Origin of the sequence: Streptomyces xiaopingdaonensis (assembly GCF_000262345.1) — a bacterium.
GTDB lineage: Bacteria > Actinomycetota > Actinomycetes > Streptomycetales > Streptomycetaceae > Streptomyces > Streptomyces xiaopingdaonensis.
On record NZ_AJTQ01000224.1, the window covers coordinates 1 to 12137 of the forward strand.

Annotated in this window: 11 protein-coding genes; 10 read left to right on the forward strand and 1 reads right to left on the reverse strand. The window is 69.2% G+C overall.

Annotated elements, in window-relative coordinates; all coding sequences use genetic code 11:
* The 8 genes from UWG_RS33725 to UWG_RS0117825 all read left to right on the forward strand — a co-directional run.
* Window positions 1-186, forward strand: a 186-nt coding sequence (locus tag UWG_RS33725; protein WP_237720142.1) for a hypothetical protein, incomplete at its 5' end; no start/stop codon positions are given.
* A gap of 224 nt (window positions 187-410) precedes the next feature.
* Complete coding sequence (locus UWG_RS0117795; protein WP_016908570.1) at window positions 411-1589, forward strand: ATP-binding protein; 1179 nt, start codon at window positions 411-413, stop codon at window positions 1587-1589.
* Window positions 1586-2425, forward strand: coding sequence for a roadblock/LC7 domain-containing protein (locus UWG_RS0117800; protein WP_193386459.1), 840 nt, complete (start codon window positions 1586-1588; stop codon window positions 2423-2425). The genes UWG_RS0117795 and UWG_RS0117800 overlap by 4 nt, the downstream gene beginning before the upstream one ends.
* A complete protein-coding gene (locus UWG_RS0117805; protein WP_016908572.1) occupies window positions 2422-2817 on the forward strand; it encodes a DUF742 domain-containing protein in 396 nt (131 codons plus the stop codon). The genes UWG_RS0117800 and UWG_RS0117805 overlap by 4 nt, the downstream gene beginning before the upstream one ends.
* A gap of 3 nt (window positions 2818-2820) precedes the next feature.
* On the forward strand, window positions 2821-3381 hold the full coding sequence (locus tag UWG_RS0117810; RefSeq protein ID WP_016908573.1) for a GTP-binding protein: 561 nt from the start codon (window positions 2821-2823) through the stop codon (window positions 3379-3381).
* Window positions 3382-3390: 9 nt separating this feature from the next.
* On the forward strand, window positions 3391-4746 hold the full coding sequence (locus tag UWG_RS0117815; protein ID WP_016908574.1) for a cytochrome P450 family protein: 1356 nt from the start codon (window positions 3391-3393) through the stop codon (window positions 4744-4746).
* An 87-nt stretch (window positions 4747-4833) separates the two neighbouring features.
* A complete protein-coding gene (locus UWG_RS0117820; protein WP_016908575.1) occupies window positions 4834-6081 on the forward strand; it encodes a cytochrome P450 in 1248 nt (415 codons plus the stop codon).
* A complete protein-coding gene (locus tag UWG_RS0117825) occupies window positions 6078-6848 on the forward strand; it encodes an enoyl-CoA hydratase/isomerase family protein (RefSeq protein ID WP_016908576.1) in 771 nt (256 codons plus the stop codon). Before UWG_RS0117820 ends, UWG_RS0117825 begins: the two co-directional genes overlap by 4 nt.
* A 138-nt stretch (window positions 6849-6986) precedes the next feature.
* Here UWG_RS0117825 and UWG_RS0117830 read toward each other — a convergent pair whose 3' ends face one another.
* Window positions 6987-7580 (reverse strand): TetR/AcrR family transcriptional regulator, encoded by a 594-nt coding sequence (locus tag UWG_RS0117830; protein ID WP_029391541.1) that lies wholly within the window; start codon window positions 7578-7580, stop codon window positions 6987-6989.
* Window positions 7581-8354: 774 nt separating this feature from the next.
* On the opposite strand from UWG_RS0117830, the gene UWG_RS0117835 reads away from it, so the two are divergent.
* Complete coding sequence (locus UWG_RS0117835) at window positions 8355-10349, forward strand: BCCT family transporter (RefSeq protein WP_202800758.1); 1995 nt, start codon at window positions 8355-8357, stop codon at window positions 10347-10349.
* A gap of 247 nt (window positions 10350-10596) precedes the next feature.
* Window positions 10597-12137 (forward strand): gamma-glutamyltransferase family protein (locus tag UWG_RS0117840; RefSeq protein WP_162130085.1); only part of this gene is annotated, 1541 nt, incomplete at its 3' end.

Consider the following 12137-nt stretch of genomic DNA (forward strand, 5'->3'; position numbering starts at 1 on the left):
GAATTGCGTCCATTCTGTGTCCGTCTGGCACGCACGGTCGTCCGTACAAAAACGCGCATGGGACTGTCGCTCGACGCCATACAACGACGATGTACGCGCATCCGTTCGGCCATGCACGAACAACTGCCGAAAGCGTTGTGGAGCCGAAGCAAGGTGCGGCACGTCAGGCGGCGTTTCGAATGGTGAACTGACGTCAGATCAGGTTATAGGCCGGACACCGCACGGTGATACAGTCCCGGAACCTGCGCCCTTGATCCACTCGATACGGGCGCCGCGTGGAAGCCCCTGCCCCCTTGCCCTCCGAAGGCGTTCGTGCGCCTCGGTGCGGCTGAGTAGTGGGGTCCGCGGGGGTGTACGTCGCCGTCTGCATGCCGCGCGCTGGGAAAGGTTCGATGAATCAAGACGTACTTGTGTGGTGCCTGGTCGTGGTGGCTGTCATAGCCGTCGCCGCGGTGGCAGTGCTCTCCATACGAAACAGAGCCGTAGAGGCGAAGAAACAACACAGCGAGACCGTCCTCACGGCGAGACTCAACGAGGCGGAGGGACGACTCAGTAACGTCTCGGCGGAGTTGCAGCGCCGCCAGGCCGAGCAGCAAGTGACCATCCGGGCGGCCGAGGAGGCCGCGGAGGAGAGCACCAAGGCGGTCCTCAAGGGAGCGGCCCGCTTCCTCCAGAGCCTGGCAGCCGAGCAGATGGTGCTCCTCGAGGACGTACAGCGGAAGTACGGTGGCCACCCCGTCCTCGCCGACCTCATGGAGGTCAACCACGCCAACGCGCAGATGGCGCGGAGGGCCCACGGCATCGCGGTGATGTGCGGTGCGCCGCTCGGCCGCCGCACCAGGGCGGCCAGCGTCTACGACGTCGTGCGCAACGCGCAGGGTCAGATCCGCAACTTCCGCCGGGTGCAGATCATGCAGCAGTCCGGCTTCGCGCTGAAGGCGTCCGCCGTCTCACCCGTGGCGCACGCCGTCGCCGAGATCCTCGACAACGCGGCCAGCTTCTCCCAGCAGGACGCACCGATCGAGGTGACGTTCCAGCGGGTCCAGAAGAACCTCTGCATCGTCATCGACGACGCGGGCGTCGGCATGAACGACGAGGACCGTCAGCACGCCTCCGCCCTGCTCTCCGGCAGCGTCCAGCCGCGGCTCTCCGAGCTGGGGACGCAGCCGAAGTTCGGGTTCCCCGTCGTCGGCAGGATCGCCGAGCAGTACGGGTTCCGGGTGGATGTCACCGGCGTCTCCCGCTACGGCGGCGTCCGCGCGGTGGTGCTCCTCCCCGAGGAGCTGTGGACCGAGGAAGAGATCACGGCGCCGGTAGCGGAGGCCCCCCGGATGAGCGCAGTCCGTGATACGGACGACGAGACACCGGACCGGCCGCGAGGCGCGGATCGGACCGTCAGCGGCCTGCCGAAGCGGGGAGGACGCCAGCGTCGCGACGTGGCAGCACCCGTCCGCGACGCCGACGAACCGCCGGTCAGGCCCGCCGCGGTCGACCGCGGTTCGGGGCGGAGCCTCGGCGCCTTCCAGCGGGGCACCCTGTCGGGCCGCAACCTTGACCCGTCACCGTCCGAAGGGTCCGAGGGCTCATGACTACTGACCTTTCGTGGATGCTGGAGGACATCGTCCACAACGTGCCCAAGGCGAGGCACGCGGTCCTGCTCTCCGCGGACGGCATCTCCCGCGGAGCCACCGAGGGCCTGGGGGCGGACGACGTACGGACGATATCCGCCGCGATGGCGGGCATGCAGTCGCTCAGCCGTGCCATCGCGCACTTCGCAGGGCCCGGAGAGGACAAGCAGTGGAACCAGACGATCATCGAGTTCGACCACGGATGGATCTTCCTCATCGGAGCGGGGCAAGGGGCTTACCTCGCCGCCGCCGCTGAACTCGACGTCGACATGCAGCAGATCTCCTTCCGCATGCACCGGCTCGTCGCCCGTCTCGGCACCAACATGACGTCGCCGCCCAGGGTCGTCTCGGACCCGCCGGCGGGAGGTGCCGGTCGTGTGGAGGGCCAACAGGGCGCCGCGTCGGCGGGGTTCGTCCTCCCCGAACTCGACGCGACGATCAACGAGGTGCCGGGGGCACGCCACGCCGTGCTGCTCGGCGCGGACGGCCTGCCCCGCGGCGCGACCACGGGCATGAGCCGCGACCTCGCCGACACCATCTCAGCGGCGATGACCGGCATCCACTCCTACAGCCGGGCCACCGCCCAGTTCGCCGGCGCGCTGGAGGACGTCCACTGGCGGCAGACGGTCATCGAGTTCCAGCACGGCTGGATCTTCCTGATCGAGGTCGGAAGGGGCTCGTTCCTCGCAGCCGCCGCCGACCACAACGCCGACATCGAGGACCTCACCACCCGCCTCCACCGCGTCGTCCCCCACCTGGGGCTCGGTGCAACAGCCGGACGGAGTGAGGGCCCATGACCGACGAGCAGGAGCCGGAGCCAGAGGCCGAGCTGGAGCTGACCGCGCCACTCGTGCCCCTCTTCGTGGTCACGGGGGGACGCGGGCTGCCGCCGTCCCACGAATACGAACGCACGACCCTCGTATCGGCGAAGCAGGACGCCGCGGCCGAGGCGCGCACCCTCTCCCCCGAGGCGCGCGAGGTGATGAACCTCGTGGCCGACGGATTCCTGTCGGTGGCCGAGGTGGCGGGCCACACCCGCCTTCCCCTCGGGGTCGTGCGGATCCTGCTGGCCGAGCTCGCCGACGGTGACCTCGTCCTGGCGAGGAAGCCCGTCCCGCCCGCCGAGCAAGCGGACAAGGAACTGCTCAGCGCCGTGCTGGATGGCCTCAAGACCCGATTCGGAGCGTGAATCATGTACCTGGATCCCAATGTCACCACTGCGGTGAAGATCCTCGTCGTGGGGCACTTCGGAGTCGGCAAGACCACCTGCATCGGGAGCATCTCCGAGATCGAGCCGCTGCGCACCGAGGAGGAGATCACCGAGGCGAGCGTCAACTACGACGACCTCTCCGGCACCCCGGACAAGACCACCACCACCGTGGCGATGGACTTCGGCCGGCTCACCCTCAGCGACCAGGTCGTGCTCTACCTCTTCGGCACGCCGGGTCAGGAGCGCTTCAAGGAGATGTGGGAGGACCTCTCCCGGGGCGCGTTGGGGGCGCTGGTGCTCGTCGACCCGGAGCGCCTCGACGAGTCCTTCGCCGTGCTCGACCTCGTCGAGCGGTTCGGCCTGACGTACACCGTCGGCGTCAACCGGTTCCAGGGCACCAACATCTACCCGCTGGAGGAGGTGCGCGAGGCGCTCGCCCTGTCCGACGATACGCCCGTCGTCCCCTGCGACGTGCGTGACGAGAAGGCCGCAGCACAGGCGCTGATCACCCTCGTCAACCACCTCCTGTCCCTACTGTCCTAGGAAGACGACATGCACCACCCCGACATAGAGGGGACACCGTCCCGGTGCCCGGTCTCCGGCAACGTGGAGCTCCACGGCCCGGAGTTCGGCGCCGACCCCGAAAGCCACTACGCCCACCTCCGCTCGTTCGGACCGAGCGCTCCCGTAGACATCGCAGACGGTGTCGAGGTCGAGTTGGTCACCAGCTACGACGCCGCGCTCTCGATCCTGCACGACCCCGCCACCTTCGTCCGCGACTCCCGCCGCTGGAACGCGCTGAACGAGGGCCGCGTCCCCCAGGACAGCCCCGCCCTGCCGATGATGGGCTACCGCCCCAACGCCCTCTTCAGCGACGGCGCCGCACACGCCCGTCTGCGCCAGGCGGTGACCGACAGCCTCGCGGCCGTCGACGAGCTCCAACTCGTGCGCCAGACCAAGCAGTCGGCCGAGTACCTGATCAGCCAGTTCAGCTCGGACCGCCACGGCCGTGCCGAGCTGATGGCCGAGTACGCGCACCAACTGCCCCTCCTGGTCTTCAGCGACCTCTTCGGCTGCCCGCCGGAGATCGGCGACCGCGTCATCGTCGGCATCAGCGGCATCTTCGACGGCACCCCCGAGGCCGACCAGATCCTCGCCGAGGCCCTCTCGGAGCTCATCGCGCTCAAGCACAGGCGCCCGGGCAACGACGTCACGACGCGGCTGATGCAGCACTCCGCCCAACTCACCGACGAGGAAGTGCTGCACCAGCTCGTCACCCTGCTCTCCGGCGGCACGACGCCGCTCGCCGCCGCCATCGGCACGAGCAGCGCGCTGATCCTCGACGAGAGCTGGCAGCAGGGCCTGCCGGTCGAGACGGCCGTCTCGCAGGCGCTGTGGAACTACGCGCCCATCGCCAACTACGCGGCGCACTACCCGACTAGGGACGTGGAGCTGGGGGAGAGGCGGATCAGGGCCAACGACCCGGTCGTCATCTCCTTCGCCGCGGCCAACACCGACCCGCGGCTCGCCCAGCACCGTGAACAGCTCAGCTCCAAGGCGCACATCGCCTTCGGCGCCGGGCCGCACGCCTGTCCTGCGAAGGACCCGGCCTTCCTCGTCGCGGTCACCGCGGTGGAGTGCCTGCTCAACCGGCTGCCCGACGTCGAGGTGTGCGCCCCGTTCGAGACGCTGGAGTGGGCGCCGGTGCCGTGGAGCCGGGTGCTGCTGGAGCTGCCCGTCAGCTTCACGCCTTCGCTTCCGCAGCCGGGGCCCGCGGCTGCCGAGCAGCAGCCGTCGGCGCCGGTACCGCAGCAAGTCCACGTCCCCGCGCAGCGGCAGGAAAGCGGAAAGGCTGAGCGAAAGGGGGGTCTCTTCAGCCGATTCCTGGCATGGACCAGAGGCGAGTGACATACCGAACACGATTATTTCGATCGCATGTGCCAGATACGGGTGGGGTACGCATGGCGGCTGATGACAGGAAGGGGCTCCTCCGCCATGAGTCTGACGACGCTTCAGTCCCCCGACAGACGCACCACCGTCTCCCTCTTCTCCCGTCTACGGACGGCGAAGGGACAGGCCGACCCCTTTCCGCTCTACGAGGAGCTGCGCTCCGGGGGGCAGGTCACACCCGCCCCGTGGGGAGGCAACCTCGTGACCGGGTTCGACCTCTGCGACCAAGTGTTGCGCAATCGGGAGTGGGTGGAGCCGGACAGGCAGTGGCGCGCCCGGCAGGGCGAGAGCACTCGCTGGGGAGCCCCTTCCGTGCGCGAGATGGCGCACACTCTGCCGGCGCTCAACCCGCCCGAGCACACGCGTGCCCGCCGGGCGGCCGGCTCGTTCGACCGTGGGTCGATCCAGGAGATGACCAAGAACGTCACCACGACGACGAGCCGGCTGCTCGACACCCTCGCCGACCAACTCCGCGACGGCGAGGCCGACTTCAACACCCTGGTGAGCGAGGAGCTGCCGGTCGCCGTCATCGGCGGCTGGCTCGGACTGCCCAGCGCCGACTGGCCCCGCCTCCGCGAACTCACCCACGACCAGGTGTTCGCACAGGAGTTGCTTCCCTCGGCGAGCCAACTGGCCCTCTCCGACGCGGCGACGGCCGAGCTGCGCACCTACTTCACAGAACTGGTCAGCGAGCGCCGCGCACGCCCGGGCGACGACCCCGTCTCGCGCTGGATCGCCGCCTGGGACGCGATGGAACCCGACCGCGAGAAGGCCGACGCCGGCGTCTACTACCTCGCGTTCTTCGTCCTGCTGGCGGCCCTGGAGACCACGGCCTCCCTGCTGTCGATGACGACGCTGCAACTCCTCGACCGCCCGCGGTGGTGGGAGGCGCTCGCGACCGACCCGGACCTGGTGCCCGCCTTCGTCGAGGAGTCGCTCAGGTACGACCCCCCGACCCACGTGATCACCCGCGTCGCCACCCGCGACGGCGAGTTGGGCGGCGCCGACTACCGCACGGGCGAGATGGTCCACCTCATGGTGGGCGCGGCGGGCCGCGACCCCGAACGCCACCGCCGGGCCGAGGAGTTCGACCCCCACCGCAAACCCGCGCACCTCGCCTTCAGCGGCGGCATCCACTACTGCCTCGGGGCGCCCGTCGCGCGGATGGAGGCTCAGATCCTCCTCCGGGAGCTGGTCCGGCGCCTGCCCCGCCTCACTCTTGCACGCCGCCCCCGGTGGGCGCCGCGCGTCGCCTTCCGCCGCCTACTCAACCTGGACGTCGTCACCGCATGACCGAGATCCCGACCTTCCCCGCCTCCCTCGACGAGGCCGTCGTGGCACAACAGAACGGCGCCGCGCTCCACGTCCGCCTCTCTCCGACGCGGCAGGGAGACGTGCTCGGCACGGCCGCCCTCGACGGACTTCTCGCCGTCCTCGACGGGCTCCAGGAACGCCCCGAGGTACGGGTGTTGGTCCTCTCCAGCGCGGGGGACGACTTCTGCCTGGGAGCGGACCGCACCGAGTACGAGTCGGCCCTCGCGGCCGACGCGACGGGGGCCGCGATGCGCCGCATCGTCGACAAGGCGCACCGCGTGTGCCAGGCCCTGGAGACGACGCACGTCGTCAGCGTCGCCCGCCTCCACGGCAGGGTGGTCGGCGCGGGCCTCGCCCTCGCCGCCTTCTGCGACCTGCGCGTCGGCGCCGAGGACTGCCGGTTCCGGATGCCGGAGGTCGGCCTCGGCCTGCCACCGGCGTGGGGCGGCGCGATGGGCCGCCTCATCTCCGAGGCCGGCGCCGCCCGCATCCGCGAAGCCATGCTCACCTGCGAGCCGTTCGACGCCCCCACGGCACACCGCCTCGGCCTCCTCCACAAGCTGGCCCCCCTCGACGAGCTCGACGAAGCCGTCGCACGCCTGACCCGCCCGCTCCTGCGCCGCTCTCCCGAGACCCTCGCCCTGACCAGGCGCATGCTCGCCGGTTACTCCCGAGCCGACCGCTCGGCCGACCTCTCCCTGCTGGACGCGCACTTGCTGACGGGGCAGTTGAACCGGGCCGAGTGAGGGCGACACGTGGGCACGGGTGCGGAGCTGCTGCCGGTGTTGCCGAACTCTGCGACCGACACGTCGAGTTGAGGCCCCTCTGCCCTCCCTCCGCGCCTGACGGTGGAAAACCGCTCGCGGTGACTCTCGCCCGTGGCTTCACGAGCCCTCGCGGGAGGGCGAGTCGAGGAGGACGTCGGCGGCGTCGCGTGCTTCGTCGACGGCGTCGGGCATGTCTGCCAACGACCGCAGGACAGTGGCACCTTCGAGAAGTGCTGCCAATTGCGTGGCGAGAGACTGCTGTTGATCGCGTCCGGCCGCCCGCACGAGATGCTCGAACTTGGTCCGCAACCAGACTTTCTCTCCGCGTATGACGTTGTGGGCAGGATGGTCAGGCGCGTTGAGGAGTGCGCCATGAGCGTGGACGAACGCACATCCTTTCGGGCTGTGCGCGTCCATCCACGAACCCAGCGCGTCGAACACCGCCAGGACCTGCGTCTCCGCGTCCTTTCCCTGGATCTCGCGCTCGATCCAGTCGCGGAAGTGCCGATCGCGCTCACCGAGGTACGCCGCGACCAGGGTCGCCTTCGAGCCGAACTGGTCGTACAACGTCTTCTTCGTCACGCCTGCCTCGGCGGCGAGGGTGTCCACGCCCACTGCGCTGATGCCTCGGTCGTAGAAGATCCGCCCTGCAGTATCGAGGATCGCCCGGGCGGCAGGGGTGAGCTGCGAGACTTGCGGAGCGGTATTCATACAGGTCAGTGTAGGCAGGCAAGCGGGTTGACCCGAAGGGAAAGGAGGACTGGCGTGCAGCCGACCCGCGACACCATGCCCCGGGTGATCCCTGCCGGGCCGAGGGGCATGCTCTTCACGTCGCGGCCACGTGCGGGTGAGAGCCGGTCTCCGCGCCGGTGTTCCGGCCCACGCACGTCCGCACCGCGCTCACCCGGCCGACCATGAGAAACCACGGGCGGCATCCGCATTGACCGGAGTCGCGTCGGTCGGCTGCCGGCGTGGGCTGTTCGCCCCGGCAGCAGTCCGTTCGGGGCGTTGACCGGCCCATGCGCTCCCGGGGGAGCGCCGACCGAATGGAATCCCGCCGACCGGGTCGCCCCTGACGACTGCGCCGACGCTCAACTCTGCCGAATTTTTCCGGAAGTTGAGGAGGGAAGGGCCGCGCAGGTCACCTGTCACCGGTCCCGGAACGAGGCGGCGTGCGAGCGCCCGATTCGCACATTGCCGATATGGAAGATGGAGCAAGCACCCTGTGTGGAGAGCACTGGGGCGCGTGGTGACAGAGTGCGCCCGCGCAATCGACACGGCTCATGCGATCAGGCATGGAGCCCCGGTCCGGCCCCACAAGGCTTGACCACCCGAAGGAAGAGTCACGGCGAGCGCAGCAGCGCGTCCGTGAGGTTTGCAGACCGAGGACGCTGCACCGCGACAGCGACGAGGTGTTCCCGCCGCCTTGCCGAGGCGGCGCGAGGTGCGCGTCCGCCCGCTCGGTCCGGAAGACGAAGGAGAGTTGTGAGTACAGTCCAACCGGCACCGTCGAGCGCCGAAGAAGGTGCGCAGTCGGCCAAGGGCGGACCACGTGTGAAGCGACCGGTGTTCATACCGGCCGTTCTGATCATTCTTGTAGCCCTCGGTGCAGCGACCTGGATAGGTGCCGTCTACGGCGAAGAGGCGACGACCACGTTCACGAACGTGCGTGACTGGATCGGCACGACGGTCGGCTGGTGGTACATCCTCGTCGTCACAGGTTGCCTGGTCTTCGCCTTCTGGGCGGCGTTCTCCAGGATCGGCAAGGTTCGTCTCGGCCGTGACGACGAACGTCCCGAATTCTCCCGCATGTCGTGGTTCGCCATGCTGTTTTCGGCAGGCATGGGAATCGGGCTCGTTTTCAACGGCGTCGCCGAACCCCTCAGCCATCTGGTGGCACCACCGGAAGTGATCGGCAATGAGGCGGGCAGCCAAGCGGCAGCCAATGCCGCGGTCGGTGAGGCGCTGTTCCACTGGGGGCTGCACGCCTGGGGAATCTACGCCATCGTCGGACTCGGCCTCGCCTATATGACGTTCCGGTATGGGCGACCTCTGTCAGTGCGCTGGCTGCTCGAGCCGATCATGGGCCGCAGGCTTATCGAGTCCTGGGTCGGACACGTCATCGACACCTTCGCCATCGTCGGAACCGTCTTCGGCGTTGCCACCTCGCTGGGCATGGGGGTGCTGCAGATCCAGGCGGGCCTCGGCCACCTGGGCTGGATCGAACCGTCGAACATCCTCGTGCTCGTGCTGGTTGTCGGAATCACCGCTATGGGCACGCTCTCCGTCGTCAGCGGTGTCGACAAGGGCATCCGCTGGTTGTCGAACACCAACATGGGGATGGCGGGACTGCTCGGCCTGGCGGTGCTGATCATCGGTCCGACCGTGTTCCTGCTGCGTTCCATGGTCCAGAACATCGGCGAATACGCCCAGAGCATCCCGCAGTTGGCCTTCGTCACCGGTGCCGGTGCAGAGGACGGGTGGACACTGGCCTGGACGTTGTTCAACCAGGCCTGGTTCCTGTCGTGGGCGCCCTTCGTGGGTATGTTCATCGCTCGGATTTCCCGGGGTCGGACCATCCGTGAGTTCATTCTCGGAGTGCTGCTGGCCCCGACCGCGGTATCGCTGGTGTGGCTGACGATCTTCGGCAACAGCGGCCTTTTCTACCAGCTCAAGCAAGGCAATCTCGTCGGAGACGACGGTGTGGTCAACACCGACACCACTCTGTTCCAGATGTTCACGGAACTGCCGGTCGGTTCCGGCATCGTCACGGTGCTGTGCGTGATCGCGATCGTCGTCATCATGCTGTTCTTCATCACCTCGGCCGACTCCTGTGCGCTGGTCGTCGATGTCCTCAGCCACGGCGGCCGCAGCGAGACCCCGCGCCGCACACGCGTGTTCTGGGCCGTCCTCGTCGGTGTGTCCGGTGGTGTACTCCTGCTCGCCGGGGGCGAATCCGCCTTGACGGTGCTCCAGGTCAGTTCGCTGGCCGGCGCGGCACCCTTGTCGATCGTCTACGCCCTGGCCATGGTCGCCCTGTGGAAGGTCTTCCGTTACGAGGTCGCGGTGATGCCGCGGTACGTGAAGATCACGACGCAGAAGACGGGCGACCAGGCGTCCCGGGGCGGCGGGTCCGCGATCGGGAGCGGAGGAGCGTCGAGTCTGCGGGAGCTGGTCCGGTCCCACGAGGCGGACGCGGACAGGACCGATCGGCGGCTCGGTGCGGCGGTGTCCTTGGCGGGCCTTGCTCCGGGCGCCGGCACGGAGAGTCCGTCGACTTCGAGTACTGCTGAAACCTCGGTCCTCGCCGTCCACGATCTCGACCCGGAAACCGTGGTCGTCGATCCCGAAGCCGGCGCCATCACCGTTGACGGCGATGCCGAAGTCCGGGACCCGATCGGGGGCGAGGTCTTCGACACCCCCGAATTCAATTCCTCGGCCGCCGGAGCCGCTCACGAGCACGACACAGGGGACCAGTAGCAGTGACCGGTGCGGTGCCACCCCGGAGGACAACGGGGTGGCACCGTTCGGCAAGTGATCCCCGGGTCGCACGGCAATGATCAGCCTGGGCCCTCCACCGCCCGCCATGGTCCCCGAGGGCCGGATCGGCGTCCGCGGTCTCCGGCGGGACGGGCCCCGCGCAAAAAACGCAAACTCCGTGTTCAGCGTCTCCCGGCACTTCCTAGCCTGCTGCTTCCGCCAACGGGCGAGGAGGCCGAGGAGAGGGATGCGTACACACTGCATGACGGGGACGAACGCCGTTCGTCGACAGGACGCGTCGAAGGGCACCGTCGTGAGCCCGCACGAGCGCAGTACGCGTGCGGGGCTGGAGATGCTGGAGCGTGGCGGGAACGCGGTCGACGCCGCGGTGGCGACCGCATTGGTCGCAGGGGTCGTCGAGCCGACCGAGACGACGCTGGCAGGCTGCGGTTTCCTGCTCTTCAACGATCCGGAGACCGGGACCTGGTCGGCGGATTTCGGTCCGCGGGCTCCGTCGGCTGCGTCCCGCGCCATGTATGAGGTGGACCACGGAGCCTCGGGTTCGAGCGTCCTCGGCCTGGCGCCGGTGGTCGACGCGGCCAACGTCGACGGGCCCCGAGCCTCGGGCGTACCGAGAACCCTGCTGGGTCTGCTCAGCGCGCAGGAAGCCTGGGGCGAGCTGCCCCGGGAGCACGTGTGCGGGCCCGCGATCGGGGCTGCGTACGACGGTTTCGAGGCGGACATGTGGTTCGTGGCCAACGCCCTGTCCGACCTCACGCGGCTTCGCCGGGACGCGCAGGCTCGCCGTACCTATCTCGACGAGGACGGTCTGCCGCTCGGGCACGCCTCCTCGTCCTTCTACGGTCCTTCTTTCGGTGCCAGGCCGCGTGTGCGCCAGCCGCTTCTGGGCGCCGCCCTGGAGGAGGCGGCGCACGGCCCGCTGGAGTCGTTGACCGAGGGGGCGCTGGCTCGGCGCCTGGTGGAGAGCTCCCGTGCGGCCGGCGGCCTGCTGACGTCGGAGGACCTGCGTGCGGCCGCGCCCTCCATCGGCCGTGCCTTCGGACGCCGTTACCGGGACGTGGAGGTGTTCGTGCCGCCGTCGCCGGGCGGAGGGATCACCGAACTGCAGATCCTGCAGATGTGGGAGGCGCTCAACCCGCGCCCATCGACCTCCCACGAGAACGGCGCACAAGCCCGGAAGCTCGCACTCGCCCTGCGGCACGCTTTCGCCGACCGCTACCACTGGCTCGGGGACCCGGACGTGGTGCCCGTTCCCCTCCGTGGCCTGCTGAGTCCGGACTACACAGCCGCGCTGGCTCGGCTCGTCGAGACCGGTCAGGACGTCGCCGGCTGGCGCGAGGGCGAGCCCTGGACCACCTATGCCGCACGGGCCGCTCATGATCCGTGGCGGCACGAACCGGGGTCTCCGGCTCGTCCGGAGTGGACGCCGCAGAGCGCGACCGAGCCGACCAGCGGCACGACGCACATATCGGCGGCAGACGCACAGGGCCGCATCGTCTCGGTGACCCACACCGCCGCCCACCACTTCGGCAGCGGCATCGTCTGCCCGCGTACCGGGCTCCTCTTCGACTCGGCCATGGCGTGGTTCAACGCCCTCCCGGGCGCCGCGAACAGCATCGCACCGGGCGCCCGGCCGCTGGCCAACATGGGCCCGGCGCTCGTCACACGGCGGGGGGAGTCCGTCGCCGCCGTCGGTGCCTCGGGCGGCCGGCGGATCATCAGCGCCGTCGCCCAGGTGATCATCAACCTCGTGGACGGCGGGCACTC

What these genes read in the sequence shown, in the direction of transcription:
- UWG_RS0117800 (WP_193386459.1), top strand. Translation starts at nt 1,586, where the DNA reads ATGACTACTGACCTTTCGTGGATGCTGGAGGACATCGTCCACAACGTG.
- UWG_RS0117805 (WP_016908572.1), top strand. Translation starts at nt 2,422, where the DNA reads ATGACCGACGAGCAGGAGCCGGAGCCAGAGGCCGAGCTGGAGCTGACC.
- UWG_RS0117810 (WP_016908573.1), top strand. Translation starts at nt 2,821, where the DNA reads ATGTACCTGGATCCCAATGTCACCACTGCGGTGAAGATCCTCGTCGTG.
- UWG_RS0117815 (WP_016908574.1), top strand. Translation starts at nt 3,391, where the DNA reads ATGCACCACCCCGACATAGAGGGGACACCGTCCCGGTGCCCGGTCTCC.
- UWG_RS0117820 (WP_016908575.1), top strand. Translation starts at nt 4,834, where the DNA reads ATGAGTCTGACGACGCTTCAGTCCCCCGACAGACGCACCACCGTCTCC.
- UWG_RS0117825 (WP_016908576.1), top strand. Translation starts at nt 6,078, where the DNA reads ATGACCGAGATCCCGACCTTCCCCGCCTCCCTCGACGAGGCCGTCGTG.
- UWG_RS0117830 (WP_029391541.1), bottom strand. Translation starts at nt 7,580, where the DNA reads ATGAATACCGCTCCGCAAGTCTCGCAGCTCACCCCTGCCGCCCGGGCG.